Annotated in this window: 15 protein-coding genes; 3 read left to right on the top strand and 12 right to left on the bottom strand. The window is 61.9% G+C overall.

Annotated elements, in window-relative coordinates:
• Positions 1-110 precede the first annotated feature (110 nt).
• The 7 genes from tauA to RBH77_RS06520 form a co-directional block, all read right to left on the bottom strand.
• On the bottom strand, positions 111-1,139 hold the full coding sequence (tauA, locus tag RBH77_RS06550; RefSeq protein WP_311031324.1) for a taurine ABC transporter substrate-binding protein: 1,029 nt from the start codon (positions 1,137-1,139) through the stop codon (positions 111-113).
• Between the two features lie 343 nt (positions 1,140-1,482).
• The gene (locus tag RBH77_RS06545; RefSeq protein WP_311031323.1) at positions 1,483-2,466 is read right to left on the bottom strand and encodes an ABC transporter ATP-binding protein; all 984 of its coding nucleotides are present in this window, start codon (positions 2,464-2,466) and stop codon (positions 1,483-1,485) included.
• Entirely contained in the window at positions 2,463-3,488 is a 1,026-nt protein-coding gene (locus tag RBH77_RS06540) for an ABC transporter ATP-binding protein (RefSeq protein ID WP_371832843.1), read from the bottom strand. Before RBH77_RS06540 ends, RBH77_RS06545 begins: the two co-directional genes overlap by 4 nt.
• Entirely contained in the window at positions 3,457-4,344 is an 888-nt protein-coding gene (locus tag RBH77_RS06535) for an ABC transporter permease (protein WP_311031321.1), read from the bottom strand. Before RBH77_RS06535 ends, RBH77_RS06540 begins: the two co-directional genes overlap by 32 nt.
• A gap of 1 nt (position 4,345) precedes the next feature.
• Entirely contained in the window at positions 4,346-5,326 is a 981-nt protein-coding gene (locus RBH77_RS06530; RefSeq protein WP_311031320.1) for an ABC transporter permease, read from the bottom strand.
• A gap of 59 nt (positions 5,327-5,385) precedes the next feature.
• Positions 5,386-6,984 (bottom strand): ABC transporter substrate-binding protein, encoded by a 1,599-nt coding sequence (locus RBH77_RS06525; protein ID WP_311031319.1) that lies wholly within the window; start codon positions 6,982-6,984, stop codon positions 5,386-5,388.
• A 101-nt stretch (positions 6,985-7,085) separates the two neighbouring features.
• Positions 7,086-8,018 carry a LysR family transcriptional regulator gene (locus RBH77_RS06520; RefSeq protein WP_311031318.1) on the bottom strand — a complete coding sequence of 311 codons (933 nt, stop codon included), beginning with the start codon at positions 8,016-8,018 and terminating at the stop codon, positions 7,086-7,088.
• A gap of 120 nt (positions 8,019-8,138) precedes the next feature.
• Here RBH77_RS06520 and RBH77_RS06515 point away from each other — a divergent pair, with 120 nt between their 5' ends.
• From RBH77_RS06515 to RBH77_RS06505, 3 genes are read left to right on the top strand one after another with little or no spacing between them, the layout of a single operon-like run.
• Complete coding sequence (locus RBH77_RS06515; protein ID WP_311031317.1) at positions 8,139-9,767, top strand: amidohydrolase; 1,629 nt, start codon at positions 8,139-8,141, stop codon at positions 9,765-9,767.
• 1 nt (position 9,768) lies between these two features.
• A complete protein-coding gene (locus RBH77_RS06510) occupies positions 9,769-10,737 on the top strand; it encodes a CobW family GTP-binding protein (protein WP_311031316.1) in 969 nt (322 codons plus the stop codon).
• A 44-nt stretch (positions 10,738-10,781) separates the two neighbouring features.
• Positions 10,782-12,002 carry a serine hydrolase domain-containing protein gene (locus tag RBH77_RS06505; protein ID WP_311031315.1) on the top strand — a complete coding sequence of 407 codons (1,221 nt, stop codon included), beginning with the start codon at positions 10,782-10,784 and terminating at the stop codon, positions 12,000-12,002.
• A gap of 18 nt (positions 12,003-12,020) precedes the next feature.
• On the opposite strand, the gene RBH77_RS06500 is transcribed toward RBH77_RS06505, so the two are convergent.
• From RBH77_RS06500 to RBH77_RS06480, 5 genes are all read right to left on the bottom strand, one after another.
• Positions 12,021-13,163, bottom strand: a complete 1,143-nt coding sequence (locus RBH77_RS06500) for a mandelate racemase/muconate lactonizing enzyme family protein (protein WP_311031314.1) — start codon at positions 13,161-13,163, stop codon at positions 12,021-12,023.
• A 109-nt stretch (positions 13,164-13,272) separates the two neighbouring features.
• A complete protein-coding gene (locus RBH77_RS06495) occupies positions 13,273-14,073 on the bottom strand; it encodes a GntR family transcriptional regulator (protein WP_311031313.1) in 801 nt (266 codons plus the stop codon).
• Between the two features lie 20 nt (positions 14,074-14,093).
• Positions 14,094-15,221 (bottom strand): mandelate racemase/muconate lactonizing enzyme family protein, encoded by a 1,128-nt coding sequence (locus RBH77_RS06490; RefSeq protein WP_311031312.1) that lies wholly within the window; start codon positions 15,219-15,221, stop codon positions 14,094-14,096.
• Between the two features lie 28 nt (positions 15,222-15,249).
• Positions 15,250-16,089, bottom strand: a complete 840-nt coding sequence (locus RBH77_RS06485) for a carbohydrate ABC transporter permease (protein ID WP_311031311.1) — start codon at positions 16,087-16,089, stop codon at positions 15,250-15,252.
• Entirely contained in the window at positions 16,086-16,982 is an 897-nt protein-coding gene (locus RBH77_RS06480; protein WP_311031310.1) for a carbohydrate ABC transporter permease, read from the bottom strand. The genes RBH77_RS06485 and RBH77_RS06480 overlap by 4 nt, the downstream gene beginning before the upstream one ends.
• Positions 16,983-17,019: the final 37 nt, after the last annotated feature.

The raw sequence follows: 17,019 nt of genomic DNA, 5'->3' as shown, positions 1-17,019 counted from the left end.
GGTTCATGCGGCGAATGCATGCAAAACGTTTTCGGCACCCTCGCAGGCCTGTTGAAGCAACTCACGAGCCAGCCGGCCTTGCGAAGTCGGCTGGCCCGTCGCTTCTGCCGTTATTTTGCAGCTGCCTTTGCGTATTCGTCCGTCACGTAGGACGTGTAGTCCGGAAGCACAGCATCGATCTGCTTCTGATCCTTCAGGAACTGCGCGCTTGCGGCGAGCGCGCGCACGGCACCGCCCTCTGCCCCGCCACCGAGCCAGGTCTTGGACGCCTGTTCCTCGGCCGTCGGAAATTCCAGCAACCGTGAAGCTTCGATGATGTCCTTCGGCTCGCCGCCGATCAACTTCACAATACCCTTCACTTCCGGAGAGTCGGGCGTCCATTTGGCGCCGTTCTCCTTGAAGTCGGCATAGGCCTGGGCGAGCACCTTGGTGAAGGCTGCCATGAATTTCGGATTGTCCTTGGCCCAATCCTTGTTCACGATGATACCGTCGAAAGTCGGCACGCTGGCCTTGCCCACTTCGGCGGAATTAATGATCTCCTTGCCGTTCTTCTGGATTTCGGAGAGTGCCGGCGGCCAGACATAGGCCGCGTCGATGTCGCCGCGCTTCCAGGCCGCGACGATTTCCGGCGGCTTCAGGTTGAGGATGTTTACCTTGCGCGCATCGATGTGCCAGACTTTGTCGAGCGCAACCAGAAGGTGGAAGTGCGAAGTGGAAACGAAGGGTACGGCGATCTTCTTGCCAACGAGATCCTCAGGCTTCTCGATGCCGGAGCCGTTACGGGCGATCAGCGCTTCCGACTTGCCGATATTGTCAAGGATCCAGAACAGTTCTGCGTCGACGCCGCGCGTTACCGAGGCCGTCACGCCTGTCGATCCGATCACCCCGACGGCGACGTTGCCCGAGGCGAGCGCGACCGAAATGTCGCCGGCGGATGCGAACTGGCGCCAGTCGATCTTGTAGCCGGCCTCCTGCTCGGGCTTATCGAAGCTGCCGGCGGCGATCGCGCTGACGAAGGGGCCGACGATCTGCTGATAGCCGACCACGACGGTCGTCTCGGCATGAGCTGCCCCGGCCCCCACCATCGCGCCCAAGGTCAGAGCGGTGGCGAAGGCCCTCGCTTTGTTGACGATTTTCATCGAGTTCTCCTCATTTATGAGTTTCGTTCCCGCACATCGTTGCTGTTTGCCGGCTTGATCGCCAGTCTCGTAGCTGCACGCGCGATGTTGATTGAGAAAAAAATAACCCCGCTATAGCCAGTTTTGAACATCATTATATCCATGCCTGGGTTTTGCGGCGTCCGCTCCAGCGGAGCGGAGACTACCGGCATGTTGCCCGATGGACACTTTTTCCACGAGAAGCACGGCCAATCCCAAGTATGGTCGGGCGACGATAATGAGCGCCGAGGCTTGGCTTGTGAAGCCCCGATATTTCCCAAAGGATGATGCGCTTTATGGCGAACCGTGCGCAGGCCTCGGCGTCTCAGGCAAGCGGATAATGGCAGGCAACCGAACCGTCGGCATCGTGGACCAACTGTGGCCGTTCGGCACGACATTTCGACTGCGCGCGTGGGCATCTCGACGCGAAAGCGCAACCCTCGGGAATGTTCAGCGGGCTCGGCGGGTCGCCCTTGACGGAGCCCTCGCGCACATAGCCGGCGCTTTTGCGACGCGCCAGCGACGGGGCGGCTGAGAGAAGGGCAGCCGTATAGGGGTGGCGCGGCCGGGCAAACAGGTTCGGCCGGTCGGCGAATTCGACGATCTGCCCGAGATACATCACCGCGACATCGTCGCAGATGAACTGCACCACGCCGAGATCGTGGCTGATAAAGAGATAGGAGAGGCCGTAATCGTCCTGCAAACGGCGCAGCAAATTCAGGATTTGTGCCTGGATCGCCACGTCGAGCGCCGACACCGGCTCGTCACAGACAATCAACCGGGGATTGGTCGCGAGCGCTCGGGCGATCGAGATGCGCTGCCTCTGCCCGCCCGAAAACTGGTGTGGGAACAGCGCCATCTGGTCGGGCCGCAGACCGACCAGTCCGAACAGCTCGCGCACCCGTTCCTCGCGATCGAATTGCGACATTTCGGGCATCATCAGGTCGAGCGGTTCGCGAACGATCGCGCCGACGCGCTCGCGCGGATTGAGCGAGGAATAGGGGTCCTGAAAGATCACCTGCAGGTGCCGTCGGCGCTGACGCATCGCTTCCGGGTCGAGGTTGAGAAGATCGACGCCATCGAACGTCACCGAGCCCGACCAGGCCGCAACCAGCCGGATCGCGGCCATCGCCGTCGTCGTCTTGCCGGAGCCGCTCTCGCCGACGAGGCCGAGCGTCCGCCCGGGCTTCAGCGAAAACGAGACGCTACGTACCGCTTGCAGGGTCGGCCGCGTCCCCAACAGGGATTGGCGCGGCATGGCGAAGCGCACCGACAGCCCTTGGACATCAAGCAGGGGACCGCTCGTCACGCCGCCTCCATTTCCGTCGCGAAGCACGCGACCTTATGGGAACGGCCTTCAAGTCCGGGACTTTCAACGCGACAGCGATCGAATGCGAGGGGGCAGCGATCCGCGAAGGCGCAACCCCGTCCGAGCAGATGGAGCGGCGGAACGATGCCGGGTATTTCGGCAAGCGGCGGCATGCGTCCCTGCCGTCCCGCCTCCTTGCCGAGTACGGGAATGCAGCCGATCAGGCCACGCGTATAGGGATGCAGAGGATTGTCGAGGATCTCATCGGCGTCGCCCTTCTCGACGATGCGGCCGGCATACATGACCGCCACCCGATCGGCCATTTCGGCAATGGCGCCCATGTCATGGGTTATGAGCATGATGGCAACCCCGAATTCTCTCTGGATATCGCGCATCAGGTCGAAGATCTGCGCCTGCACGGTCACGTCGAGCGCCGTCGTCGGCTCGTCAGCGATCAGGACACGCGGTCGGCATGAGATCGCCATCGCGATCATGACGCGCTGGCGCATGCCGCCGGAGAGTTCGTGGGGATAGGAATGCGCGCGCCGCTCCGGCTCCGGGATGCCGACCGTGCGCAGCAGATCGACCGCCTTGCGGCCGGCTTCGCCTCTGCTCGCCGACTGGTGCAGCATGATAGCCTCGGCGATCTGATCGCCGGCGGTGAAGACCGGATTGAGCGAGGTCATCGGCTCCTGGAAGATCATCGAGATGTCCGAGCCGCGCAGGCTTCTCAGCCGTTTCGCGTCGGCATGGGTGATATCCTCGCCATCGAAAAGAATCCGGCCGCCGGCAATGCGGCCCGGCGGATCGGGGACAAGACCCATGGTCGCCAGCGCCGTGATCGACTTGCCGCAGCCGGATTCGCCGACGATGCCGAGCGTTTCGCCCGGCATCAGGTCGAGGTCGATGCCGTCGAGCGCGGTGACGCGTCCGTTGCGCGTCGAGAACTCGACCTTCAGGTTCCGGATCGAAAGCAGCGGCTCCGTCACGTCAGCGCTCGCGCAGTTTCGGGTTGAAGGCATCGTTCAGCCCATCGCCGACCAGGCTGACTGCAAAGACGGTCAGGAAGATCGCGACGCCGGGCAAGGTCACGGGCCACCAGGCGTCGAGGATATATTGCCGGTTGGTTCCGATCATCAGCCCCCACGACATGGTATTGGGGTCGTCGAGACCGAGGAACGACAGGCCTGCCTGAAACAGGACTGCCACGCCGACGGTGAGCGTCGCTGAGACGATGAGCGGCGGCAGCGCATTGGGAAGGATCACCTTCCACATGATACGCCCGTTGCGCGCGCCGATGGAGCGCGCGGCTGTAACGTATTCGAGTTCCCGGATCCTCAGGAATTCCGCCCGCGTCAACCGCGCGGTCTGCGGCCATAGAACGATACCGATCGCGATCGCCGTCGTAAGCGTGGACGGCGAGAAGAGCGTGATAACCACCATGGCGAAGAGAAGCGCCGGCAGGACCTGGAAGAATTCCGTGACGCGCATCAGGAGATCGTCGATCCAGCCTCCGAAATAGCCGGCGATCCCGCCAAGCGCGATGCCGATGACGAGCGTGATGATCGCCGCTGCTGCCCCGACTGCAAGCGTCGGTCCGCCGCCTTTCAGGAGGCCGCGCATGATGTCGCGGCCAAGATAATCGGTGCCGAGCGGCACGCTCGCTTCCGTTCCAGGCGGCGTCTGCGGTGCCCAGACGATCTCATAGGGGTCGCCTTGGAAAAAGAATGTCCCGTAGATGACGAGGATGACAATGGCTACCAGCAGGAGCGTTCCGAACAGGGCCGGCTTGTTGCGGCGATAAGCGATCCAGGCCTCCCTGAGCGGGCTTGCCCCCTCGACCGCATGGTTCCTTGCCGCGGGCTCGACTGCGCTCATATCAGCGGCCTCCCGTTCGGATGCGTGGATCGGCGAACCGATAGGAGAGATCCGTGAGCAAATTGGCGACGATGACCATCAATGCTGCGAAGAACAGGATTCCCAGAAGTGTCGGATAGTCGCGCCTCAACACGGAATCGAAAGCGAGCCGTCCCATGCCCGGCCAGTTGAAGACCGATTCGACCAGCAGTGCGCCGGAGATCAGGTTGCCGAACTGGATACCGGCAACCGTGATGATGGGGAGCACGGCGTTACGCAGCGCGTGCTTGAAGACCACCTTGGTTTCGCTGAGCCCCTTGGCCCGCGCGGTGCGAACATAGTCCGCGCCGAGCACGTCGATCATCGAGGCCCTGGACAGCCGCGAATACTGCGCCAGGAAAATGATCGCGAGCGTGAAGGCAGGAAGCACAAGATGATAGAGCACGTCGCCGATATAGGCGAAATAGCCGCCGGCGAAGCGTGCGCTGGTCATGCCGTCGACGGGAAAGATCGGCCATATCGATGCGAGCAGGATGATCAGCATGATGCCGGTCCAGAATACCGGAGCGGCGTAGCCGATGGTGGAAAGGACGGTGATGAAGGCGGAAAGAGGCCCGGAGGGTTTGCGCGCGGCGAAGACTCCCATGGCCACGCCAATCGTAATCGCGAATACCTGGGCAGCGAGAACGAGCAGGATGGTCGGTCCGACGCGAGCGGCGATCAGTCCTATGACCGGCTGGTTGAAATAGTACGACATGCCGAGATCGCCATGCGCGACATGCCCGAGATAGATGGCTAGTTGGGTAAGGAGCGGCTTGTCGAGGCCATAGCTTGCCCGAATCTCGGCCAGCATCTTCGCCGTGGCACCACCCATGACGCCGGCGATCGTTTCCGCAGGATCGCCCGGCGCCGCGTGTATCAGGAAGAAATTGAGGACGAGCACCCCGACCAGGAGGATCACTCCGTAGAGGAGCCGTCTGGCGATATAGGCGGTGGACCCCATCTACGGTCAGTGCTCCCATGATGGTCCGCCCGCTCCCGCAGGCGGCGCCGGCTGCGTCCTCAGCTTCTCTTTTCCTTCCAATAAACCTCGTCCATCGACTGCATCGAGCCCCATATCGACTCGGGGACGTTGCCTAGCCGCTTGTCATAGACGGTATGGTAAGGGAGCGCGTTGATCCAGTAGATCGGCAGGTCGTCTCCGACGATCATCTGGAATTCGTCATAGAACGCTTTGCGCTTTTTAGGGTCCTTCTCCACCGCCGCATTGTTCAGCAACTCGTCGACCTTGGGGTTGCTGTATTGCTGGGTGTTCGACCAGATCACGCCCTTACGGATATTCGAGGACAGATAGGTGCGATGCACGCCGATCACCGGATCGCCCCAATTGTAGACCTCGTCCATCGTCAGGTCGAAATCGTAGTTCGAGATGCGCTTGGCCCAGGTCGGGAAGTCGGGCGAAGCGCGCACCTCGATGTCGATGCCCGCCTTCTTGAGCTGTGACTTCAGATATTGAGCGACTCCCTGCTGCTGCTCGCCGCCGCCGGGGAGATAGTCGATCGTCAGCTTGAAGCGCATGCCGTCGGCGCCCTTCTTGTGACCGGCCTCGTCGAGCATCGCATTCGCCTTGTCGAGATCGAGGCCATAGGAAGGCATCTTCGGGTTGAAGAAGGGACTCGATTCGATGATCGGCGAACGTTGTGCCTTGGCGATGCCGCGCAACAGCGCCTTGGTCACGAAATTGCGGTCTATCGCGTAGCCGATCGCCTGGCGCACGGCCTTGTTGTCGAGCGGCGCCTTGGCCGTGTTGAACGCCAGCCAGTTGATCGGGCCGACGGCGGCATAGCCCTTGTCGGTCACCCCGAGACGGTCCGACTTCTGCAGGCGCGTGATGTACTGGCTCTCCGCCAGCCAGGGCAGAAAATCCGCCTGGCCGTTCTCGGTGGCAAGTACGACCGTGCTGAGGTCCGGGCTGATGCGGATGACGATCTTGTCGAGATAGGGTCGGCCCTCGATGAAGAAGTCCGGGTTCTTCTCCAGCACGATCTGCTCGCCTGCCTTGAACTCCGCCAGCTTGAAGGGCCCGCTTCCGATCGGATTTGAATTGGCAGGATGGTTCACGATGTCCTGGCCGTCGCCGAAGACGTGCTTCGGAATGATCGGGCAGAGCGCGCCCGACATGCAAAGCAGCAGCGCAGGATGCGGACGAGCGAGGCGGATGACCGCGGTATGCTCATCCGGAGTCTCGATCGAACTGACCGGCTCGAACATGGTCTTGAAGGGGTGATGTGCCTTGATCGTCTCGATGGAGAATTTCACGTCGTCCGACGTGACCGGCTTGCCGTCGTGAAATTTGGCGTTCTTGACGAGGTTGAGTGTGCACGAGAGGCCGTCCTCGGCAACTTTCCAGCTCTCGGCGAGGTAGGGATGCGGATTCCAATCCGCATCGTAGCGGAGCGGCGAGGCGAAGATCTGCGTGCCGGGCACGGCCGTGGCGATGCCGGACTGCACCGCCGGATTGAGATGGCGAGGCACCTGCGTCGATACCATCACCATCGTACCGCCTTTCTGCGGCTCGGCGGCATGAGCGTGGAAGGCGATATCTGGCGCGATGAGCAGCGCACCGGCGGATCCAAGGATTTCCCGTCTCGTCAGCTTCATGACCGTTCCCCGATTATTGGTTTTGCTTATGGTCCGTGGCCAACGCTAGTCGATGAACAATCTTTGGAAAAAAGGTATTTATGCGCGAGCTTCCGCTAAATTTACGGGGAATTGGATGGGCGCTTCACGACCAGGTCGTCGAAGGTTCCGGCGCTGCTTAGCTTCGCGCAATGGTCGAGGAATGCCCGAACGATGCGCGGATGGCGAACGCCGGCGATCGAGACGATCCCGAACTCGATCGCGGGCGTCGGGTCCCTGATCGGCAGGCAGACATATTCCGGACGGGCCGCTTCCCTAGCCCGGATATTGAGAACGGAGAAGCCGAAGCCGCCCGCCGCCAGCGCTCGTACGATCTCTGACGACCGGGTTGTGTGAGCAATCCGTGGTCGCAGCCCACGGGAAAAGAACAGGTCGGTATAGTAGTCACGGCCAAACGGAAGGTCAAGGACGATCATCGGCCGCTCCGCCAGTTGCGCCAGCGTTACGGACGACTTCTTCGCGAGAGCGTCCTCGGCGCTGATTATCGCATAGGGCGGGGCAGAGAAAAGCGGGGTGAACGACACCTGCTCGGGCAGACTGTTGCTGTAGGTGCAGGCAAGGTCGACGCTGCCGTCGAGCAGTTGTTCGACCACGGAAACCATGTCGCCCTCGGCGAGTTCCACGCGCACGCCGGGATGATCGCGTACGAATCCTTTGAGCATAGGTGGCAGCACATGCGGCGCTGTCGTCACGTAACAGGCGAGGCGTAACGCTCCGACCGGCTCCCCGCCGATTGACCGAAGATCGCTGTCAAGATGGTTGGTCTGCTCGAGGAAGCCGCGGATATGGCTGAGCGCGTCCGTCCCCGACGGCGTTGCCTGTATCCCCTTCGCCGGCATCCGGATGAAGAGATCGAAGCCGAGCGCTTGCTCCAGCGCATCGATCGCCGCAGTGATCGAGGATTGGGAAATGCTGAGAAGCTCGGCCGCATTCGTGATCGAGCCGCATCGGCCAGCCGCTTCGACATAACGGAGTTGCTTCAATGTGAAATTCATCGAACATCCTCCCAAAAGATCGGCAAAATGAGGTTTATAGCCAAGAAAATACTATTTTCCCGGCCAATGGAAGTTGCTTACTCCTCTTCCGCTCCGACAAGCCAACATCCGGAGGGGACCATGGCGGATACCGTCGTCTACAGCGCTTCGAAGATCATCACGATGGACCCCACCTTGCCGGAAGCCACGCATGTAGCCGTGCGTGACGGGCTTATCCTCGCGGTCGGCACTGCGGACTGCGCCAGGCCCTGGGGCGATTTCCGTCGCGACGACCGCTACCGCGACGCGGTACTGATGCCGGGCTTTGTCGAAGGCCATGCCCACATGATGACGGGTGCCATGTGGAACTACGCTTATGCAGGGTATCAGGATCGCATCGACCCGGACGGACGGAAATGGGAAGGTCTAGCCGACATCGCCGGCGTGATGGCCGGATTGAAGCGCGCTCTTGCCGAACTTCCGGCCGGCAAGCCGCTGATCGCGTGGGGGTTCGACCCAATCTTCCTGCCGACCGAGCGGTTGAACCGTCGTCACCTCGACGAGGTGTCGAGCGATCTGCCGATCGTCGTCATGCATTCCAATTTCCATCTGATGACCGCCAATTCGGCCGCTCTTTCCATCGTCGGTTACGACCGCAACACAAACGCGGTCGGCGTCGCCAGCTTCGACGATGGCGAACCGAGCGGGGAGTTGCAGGAGATGGCGGCGATGTTCCCGCTCATGCGCCGTCTCGGCATGGATTTCCGCGGCTTGGCGCGAACGGAATTCGCCATGCGCAACTTCGCCAAATCCGCCATGCGCGTCGGCGTGACGACAAGCACGGACCTCCTGACCGACCTGCCGGAGGACGACATCGCCACGCTTACCGCCCTGACTGGCAGGGACGATTTCCAACTGCGCATCGTGCCGGCCCTGAACGGCATCACGCAGCCAGCCGAGGACATCGCACGGCGCGTGGCGGAACTGAGGAAGCGCTCCACCGACAAGCTGAGACTCGGCGCCGTCAAGCTGATGGCCGATGGGTCGATCCAGGGCTACACTGGACGCCTCAAATGGCCGGGTTATGTCACGGGCCATCCGAACGGCATATGGAACACGCCGCCCGATCTTCTGAAGGAGCAGATCGTGCACCTGCATCGCGAAGGCGTGCAAATGCATATCCATGTCAACGGCGACGAAGCCTCCGAAGCCGCGCTGGACGCGCTGGAGGAGGCGCAGGCGCTCTATCCGCGTTTCGACCACCGTCACACGCTGCAACACTGCCAGATGGCCGACGATGCGCAATTCCGCCGCATGGCCGCGCTTGACCTGTGCGTCAACCTTTTCGCCAATCACATCTGGTATTTCGGCGATCAGCACTATGAGCGCACCATGGGGCCCGACCGCGCCATGCGGCTCGACGCGTGCGGCTCGGCATTGCGGTATGGCGTTCCGCTCGCCATCCATTCCGATTCCCCGGTAACGCCGCTTGGACCACTGCATGTCGCCTGGTGCGCCGTGAACCGGCTGACGCCATCCGGCCGCGTGCTTGGCGAGAACCAGAAGATTTCCGTCGAGGCAGCGCTCCATGCCATCACACTTGGAGCGGCCTTCACACTGAAGCTGGACTCCGAGATCGGCTCGATCGAGACCGGCAAAAAGGCCGATTTCGCGGTGCTGGGTCAAGATCCCTTTGCCGTGCCAGCGATCGAACTCAGGGATATTCCCGTTCTCGGGACGGTTATGGGCGGCCATCATTTCCCGATCTGAGATGCTGGCGCAGCCAAATCCTCAACCTTATCCACCGCTGCCGGTCACCATCGTCAGCGGCTATCTCGGCGCCGGCAAGACGACACTGGTCAACGCGATACTGGCTGGCGATCACGGCCTGCGCATCGCCGTGCTGGTCAATGATTTCGGCAAGATGGCGGTGGACGAGGCATTGATCGTCAACAGAAACGGCGACGTCGTGGCGCTTGCGAATGGCTGCATGTGCTGCCAGGTCGGAGGCGATCTCTATGATGCCATCGACCGCATCCTGCGCATGAGGAAACGGTTCGACCATCTCCTGATCGAGACCAGCGGCGTTGCCGATCCGGCCAAGGTCGCCCAGATCGCCGTGGCCGAGCCCGATCTCGAAACAGCTTATACGGCCGTTCTCGTCGATGCCGCCAATTTCCTCAATGTCCTGAAGGATTCCCGCCTGAACGATACGCTGCTGCGGCAGGTGCGGGCAGCCGACATCATCCTCCTGACCAAGACCGGCGCAGTCGCGACGGCGCTTGACGATCTCTATATCACCCTTGCGGACGCTGGGGTCGCTGCGCCGACCGTCATGCTCAAGAAAGACGACCGGGAGGCCTGGCATTTTCTCCAGTCGCGCGAGCGCCATGCGAACCTGCCGAAGGCCGGCCTTTCACGCTTTCACACACTGCCTTATCAGAGCTGGAGTTGGACGGGCAACGGGGCGGTCAAACTGGACGAACTGATTGCATTCGCGAGCGATCCGAGCCTCCATATCTACCGCCTGAAGGGCCGTATTCGCCTGAACGACGGCAGATCGATCCTGATCCACAAGGTCGGTGCCGATATCGCGTTCGAGGACACGGTCGAAACGTTCGAGAATTCGGAATTCGTTGCAATCGGGGTCAAGCCGGACTTCGATCCTGTGCGTACGGAAGCTGCCTGGCTGGCGATTGTGAACTACACAGCGCCAGCCGCTTCCCATAACCTCCCCTGACGGCGGGAGCCGTTGTGACCTGGGGTAAGACATGGAGATTGGAATTGAGCAGCCAGCCCGTCACCTGCCCCGAAGATCTGGGCCTGTCTTCAGCCCGCCTCGATCGCGTGAGGGTGTGGATGCGCCGCCAGATCGACAGCGGAAGGCTACCGGGGATCGAGGTGCTGATTACCCGGCGCGGCAAGGCGGCCTTCCATCATTGCGAAGGAATGGCGGATATCGCGCGCGGCAGGCCGGCGACGGCCGAGACGCTCTATCGTCTCTACTCAATGAACAAGTCGCTCGCTTCAGCCGCGGCGATGATGCTTTACGAGGAAGGCTACTTCCAGCTCGACGACCCGATCTCGCGTTTCATCCCGGAATTTTTGGGGCAGCACGTCTGGTCCGGCGGAGGCTTCGGCGCGATGCAGAGCGAGCCGGCGCGACGCGACATCACCTTCCATGATCTCCTCACGCACACTTCCGGCCTGACCTACGGCTTTATGCAGGCGAATCCGGTCGATGCCATATATCGCGAGCAGAAGATCGATCGGCTCGGCATCGAGATGACGCTCGCCGAATTCGCCGCGAAAGTCGCGAAGCTGCCGCTCGTCGCGCATCCCGGCACGCGCTGGAACTATTCCGTGTCGACCGATGTCCTTTGCCGGCTCATAGAGGTGATCTCCGGCCAAGCCTACGACAGCTTCCTGACCGAACGCCTGCTGAAGCCGCTCGGTATGGCCGATACGACCTTCAATGTTCCGCCAGGTAAGGCCCATCGCTTCGCTGCCTGCTACATGCCCGGCTCCGATGGTTTGCTGAAGCTACAGGACGATCCCGAAACCAGCCGTTTCGTCGCACCGCTCAAGGCTCCGTTCGGCAGTGCGCTCGTTTCGACGGCGAGCGACTATATGCGCTTCTGCCGGTTTCTCCTTTCGAAGGGAGCCTGCGGCGACACACATCTGCTTGGCCGCAAGACGATCGAACTGATGATGATGAACCATTTGCCGGGCGACCTTGCGGCGATGGGTCAGCCGCGCTTCGCCGAAAGCACTTTCCATGGCATTGGTTTCGGGCTCGGCTTCTCCGTCCTCATCGATCCAACGAAGGCGGAGATTGTCGGCACGCCGGGCGAATGCGGCTGGGGCGGCATGGCGAGCACAGGCTTTTGGGTGGACCCCGTCGAGGATCTCGCTGTCGTCATGACGACGCAGTTGATCCCCTCTTCCAAATACCCGCTGAGGCGCGAATTGCGCGTCCTCACCTATCAGGCGATTGTCGAGTAAGCGTAGAAGATCAGCATCTCATCGGACTGCGCTGGCCAGCGACCAATCGCCTACTTGCTCGGAAGTCGATGCGAGGACGTCCCTGTCGAGCGTTATTCCGAGCCCCGGCGCTTCGGGCAAGGCTGAATGCCCGTCCTTGAACCGTGGCAGGCTGTCGCCTACCAGACGCCAGAAAAGATCGCTTTCTTCGAACGGTACTTCCAGCCTGTCAAAATGGGCCATAGCCGCCGACACATGAAGACTGGCGGCATGAGCAACGGGGCCGCTTGGATTGTGGGGTGAACATGCAACACTACATTGCTCGAGAAGGCCGGCCAGCCGTATCACTTCCCCGACGCCGCCGGCATATTTCACGTCCGGCATCATGACATCATAGGCTCGGGCTTCGGCGAACGGCCGGTTGTGCTCGAGCCCGATCAGTTCCTCGCAGCCGGCGAGCCGCATCCCGGCATCGTTCGCGAATTCGCGCAGCCGCCGGATGACCGGGATCGCCTCTAACGCCTCGGGCACGGGACACTCGACCCAGCGGACGCCGGGCGCCCGGCCTTCATCAATAAGTACCCTCGCCGAGATCTCGTCGAAGCGCCAGTGACAGTCGACCATAAGATCGAACTCACCGATGACCCTGGCGACGGCTGCCACACGGTCGAGACCAGGCTGCATGGCCTCGACGATCCGGCCCGCATGCCGTGCAGCCTCATCGACCTCGTCAAAGGGGGCGAGCTTGAAGGCGGTGAAACCGGACTCCAGAGCCAAACGTGCGCTGGCTGCAAAACCGGCGGGTGAGCGGTCGATCGTCCGGCGGTTGATATTGGCATAGAGCGGTATGCACTCCCGTTGCGCCACGCCAAGGTAATCGACCAGGCGTTTGCTTTCACGCTTTGCGGCTATGTCGTGAAGTGCTTGGTCGACTGCGGAGATGAAAGCGGCTTCCGCCAGGGTCTCATCTCTCATCCGTCTCGCGACTGGCTTGGCTGCCAGCCCCAGCAATGACGGCGCAAACCGGTCGGCGGCCTCTTTGACGGCGATTTCGCGCCCCTGAAGCGACGCCTCGCCTAGGCCCGTGATTTCCGAAGTGGTGCCGATCTCGATAAAAAGCCAGCGCGTCCTTGGCGATACCCCGACGTCGTAAAGACGGATGTGGCTAATTACGTCGATCAAGTTCAACTGCTCCGGCCGCAGCCGCAGAGGCGGTCATTCCCATTCATTCGAAAAGTTCCTGCCCTGCCTTGAGGACGTGCGCTCCCGGTACAGAAAGCCTGCGATGCGGTCACTTGAGATCGACAGAGAAGTCGAGCCGCACAAGATCACCGCGGAAGAACAGGTTACCGAAATAGATGACCGTACCGGCCCCGTCGCGGATGACACGGCGCAGTTCGGCGATTGGTGCCGCCTCGTGCACGCCGAGATGATGAGATAGCTCGATGTCGGCTTCGCCGATCGTAAGGGTTTGCTGGATATGACCGAGATCGGCATGGTGCGCCGCCAACCGCTCCAGGATCGGCCGGCCGCGCACTGCTTCTCCACCGAGCTGCGCGTGGGTTTCGAGTTGAGCGTAAACCCGGCTTTCGATCAAGATCTCCGTCATCGCGACCGCGTGAGGAAAGCTCGAATGATGATGAAGATGGACGACACGATGATAGGCCTCGGCTGCCTGCCCCTCTTGTGAAGCGATAGGCAGTGGTCGTTCCCACGGACCCGATTCGAGTTCCGAAACCGTTATGGAGGAAGAATGCGTTTCCAGTTCCGCCAGATTGAGCGCGAGGGTGAACCACCGCCGGTCGAGCGGATGAGCGATGACCGAACTGCCGCGCCGGTCGCGATGCCGCGCAATCAGTCCTTCATCTGCGAGAAGGTCGAGCGCATGGCGGACGGTGACGCGGCCGACACGAAACTCCTCCACCAAAGCGTCGAGCGCCGGCAAACGATCGCCTGGCTGCCACTCCCCGCTCGAAATACGGCGCCTCAACACCGCCGCGACCCGCCGATAGGTGGAGATGCCGAGCCGCCGCGGACGCTCAGCGGCGTGCAAGCCCTTTCCCCTCTCCTCCTGTTTTGACCGCTGCTTCAAATGCCTTCTCCCGGACGTCGCTACCGGATCTCGAAATTCTCGAAGACTTCTTCACGGAGAAGATCGTCCCCAAGCCCCGGGCCCTCCGGCAGTAGCAGCTTGCCTTCGCGCACGACAGGAGCTTCCGGCAGCAGCATCTCGAACAGCGGGTTGGGCATCGAATCCATCTCCAGCCACGACATGCCGTCGATCGCCGCCGTGAGGTGCGCGCTGGCGTAGAGTCCGATCGGGCCGCCATACATATGAAGGCAGGCGCGTGGTCCCGCCGCGATGATCGCACGGCAGATGTCACGGCCTTCGCTGAGGCCGGCCGTCTTGGTGATGTCCGGTTGTGCGACGTCCGGATGGACAATGTCGAGGATCCGCCGGAATCCGTCCAGGCGATAACTGTTCTCGCCGAGCGCCACCGGCGGGCGGACGGGTTCGTCCCGCCATTTGGCATAAGCTTCGAGATAGTCGGCCAGGAATGGCTCCTCCAGCCATTCAAGTGAGAGCTCGGCCAGCCGCCGTGCAAGTGGCCGCAGCATTTCGAGACGGAAGGATTGCGTCGCGTCGGCCATCAGCGGCCGCGCACCAGCGGCGGCGCGGGCGTCCCTGAGACGTTCGACGATTGCCAGGTCGTCGCCCGACACGCGGAACTTGAAGCGCGCATGGCCTTTCGCCGCCATGGCCTCGATGGTTTCCGGCCGCGAGATCGGCAGATTGGTGGCATAGACATCGACGCTCTGCCGCGAAGGCCCGCCACGGACGAAATCGGCGAGCGGCTTGCCGGCGCGGCGCGCCGCCGCGTCCCATAGTGCGATATCGGCGCCGGCGAGCGCCTGCTGGAACGGCCCGACCGCGCCGAGTTGGTTGGCAAGCGCCCTGAGCCTATCGGCCAGCATCCAATAGAGTCGCGAAGGATCGTCGAGCCGCTGTCCGACGAGCAGAGGCCGGATCACATTCACGAGAATGTCGACGCGGTCGCGGCATCCCCAGGGCGGGAAGTTGCCCCAGCTCTCCCCGATGCCCCAGGCACCGTCGTCCGTTTCGACACGGACGAGGATATTGTGCCGGGTTCTCACGGTCCCGAAAGGCGCCACGATCGGATTGGCCAGCGGCGCGGCAACCAGCGCCACGCGAAGCCTCGTGATCTTCGGCGCGCTCAACGGCCCCTCCTCATCGGCTTCCAGTCCATCACTTGACGGCCCCGGCGATTCGCCCCGGCGATATCCTGCCCTGGATCGGAAGGAAAAGCAGGAAGACCGGCAGCGTTGTGACGACCGACGCAGCCATGACCGCACCCCAGTCGACATTATCTTCGCCGAAGAATTGGTAGAGCCCGAGCGGCAGCGTCTTGAGGTCGGTCTGGGTGAGGAAGGCGAGCGCGAAGAGATATTCGGTCCAGCAAAGCAGGAAGGCGTAGGTCGCCGTCGCTACGAAACCGGGCAGCATGACCGGGCAGATGATGTACCAGATGACCTGCCAGCGCGAGGCGCCGTCGATGATGGCGGCCTCGTCGAGGCTCTTGGGTACAGTGACCAGATAGCCCACCAGCATGTAGACCGAAAAGGGGACAGTGAAGGCCGTATAGGTCAGGATCATGCCGATATAGCTATTGATGAGGTGCAGAGTGGCGAAGGCCACGAAAAGCGGATTGATCAGCACGATCCACGGGAACACCTGTCCGAAAAGGATTCCGGTAAAAAGCGCCCGCTTGAAGCGGAAATCGAAACGCGAGAACGCGTAGGCCGCCATGATAGAAAGAATTGTCGACGCTGCCGTCGCGGCCACGCAGATGGCGAGGCTGTTGAAGATGAAGCGCCCGAAACCGCTCTGGAAAATCCTGACATAATTTCGGAAGGTGAAGGTGCCGGTCGCCGAAAGAAGACCGCCGCCGGGACGGAACGAACCGATAAGGACGTAGATGGCGGGGTAGACGAGAAGGAAGAGCGTCAGGATCGCCAGGAGCGCGGCAGCGAGCAGCGCCAGCCCGCCGGGAGCGCGCCAGTGGCGCGAGGAAGCGGAAGCGCTCACAGCGTCTCCTCCAGCTGCTGACGCGCGACCAGCCTGAGATAGAAGATGCCGAAGGCGCCCATGATGACGGCCATCACCATGCCGATCGCCGAACTGTAGCCGAGCCGGAAATCGATGAAAGCCTTGAGATAGACCTCCGTTGCCAGCACGTTGGTATAGGTCCCCGGTCCCGCGCCCGTCGCCAGCCAGACATAGACGAAATTGTTGAACGACCAGAAGACCGACATCAGCCCGAGCACCAGCATGGCCGGCATCAAAAACGGCAGGGTAACGAAGCGGAATTTCTGCCAGTCTGTCGCTCCGTCGAGTTCGGCGGCTTCATAATATTCGTCGGGAACCGTCTGCAGGCTGGAGAGCAGCGACAGCGCGATCAGCGGCACGGTGTTCCACAGCATGATGGCGACGAGGGAGGGCCAGACGGTGCGCATATCGGCCAGGAAGGCAACCGGGTGATCGACGATCCCAAGGGCGATCAGCGCCTCGTTGACCGCGCCGTTGCGCTCCAGCAAAAAACGCCAGATGACAACCGCGACGATCGGCGGGGTCGCCCAGGGGATGAGCAGCGCGAAACGCGAAACGGCCGCCAGCCTGAGGAGCTTAACTGCGCGGGTGTTCAGCAGGAGTGCGATGCCGAGCCCGATCAGCAGCCGCAGGGCCACGGACGTTGCGGTGAGCCAGACCAAGGTATTGAACAGGATGTGGCTGAAATCGCCGCTGCGGAAAAGCTCGCGGTAGTTCGCCATACCGACCCAGTTGCCGCCCTTTTTCATGCCGAGAAGCGACAGGTCGGTGAAGCTCATGCGCAAATTGTCGAAGATGGGATAGCCGTAGAAGAGCAGCAGGAGCACGACCGTCGGCAGCACCATCATCGTGATGAAGAGTCTGTCGCGCATGCTTTGGGATCGGCTCTCGGTCTTCGACAAAAGAGGG

Origin of the sequence: Mesorhizobium koreense (assembly GCF_031656215.1) — a bacterium.
GTDB lineage: Bacteria > Pseudomonadota > Alphaproteobacteria > Rhizobiales > Rhizobiaceae > Mesorhizobium_L > Mesorhizobium_L koreense.
This window is presented reverse-complemented; position numbering and strand designations above follow the sequence as displayed.

What these genes read in the sequence shown, in the direction of transcription:
- tauA (WP_311031324.1), bottom strand. Translation starts at nt 1,139, where the DNA reads ATGAAAATCGTCAACAAAGCGAGGGCCTTCGCCACCGCTCTGACCTTG.
- RBH77_RS06540 (WP_371832843.1), bottom strand. Translation starts at nt 3,488, where the DNA reads ATGCCTTCAACCCGAAACTGCGCGAGCGCTGACGTGACGGAGCCGCTG.
- RBH77_RS06535 (WP_311031321.1), bottom strand. Translation starts at nt 4,344, where the DNA reads ATGAGCGCAGTCGAGCCCGCGGCAAGGAACCATGCGGTCGAGGGGGCA.
- RBH77_RS06530 (WP_311031320.1), bottom strand. Translation starts at nt 5,326, where the DNA reads ATGGGGTCCACCGCCTATATCGCCAGACGGCTCCTCTACGGAGTGATC.
- RBH77_RS06525 (WP_311031319.1), bottom strand. Translation starts at nt 6,984, where the DNA reads ATGAAGCTGACGAGACGGGAAATCCTTGGATCCGCCGGTGCGCTGCTC.
- RBH77_RS06520 (WP_311031318.1), bottom strand. Translation starts at nt 8,018, where the DNA reads ATGAATTTCACATTGAAGCAACTCCGTTATGTCGAAGCGGCTGGCCGA.
- RBH77_RS06515 (WP_311031317.1), top strand. Translation starts at nt 8,139, where the DNA reads ATGGCGGATACCGTCGTCTACAGCGCTTCGAAGATCATCACGATGGAC.
- RBH77_RS06510 (WP_311031316.1), top strand. Translation starts at nt 9,769, where the DNA reads ATGCTGGCGCAGCCAAATCCTCAACCTTATCCACCGCTGCCGGTCACC.
- RBH77_RS06480 (WP_311031310.1), bottom strand. Translation starts at nt 16,982, where the DNA reads ATGCGCGACAGACTCTTCATCACGATGATGGTGCTGCCGACGGTCGTG.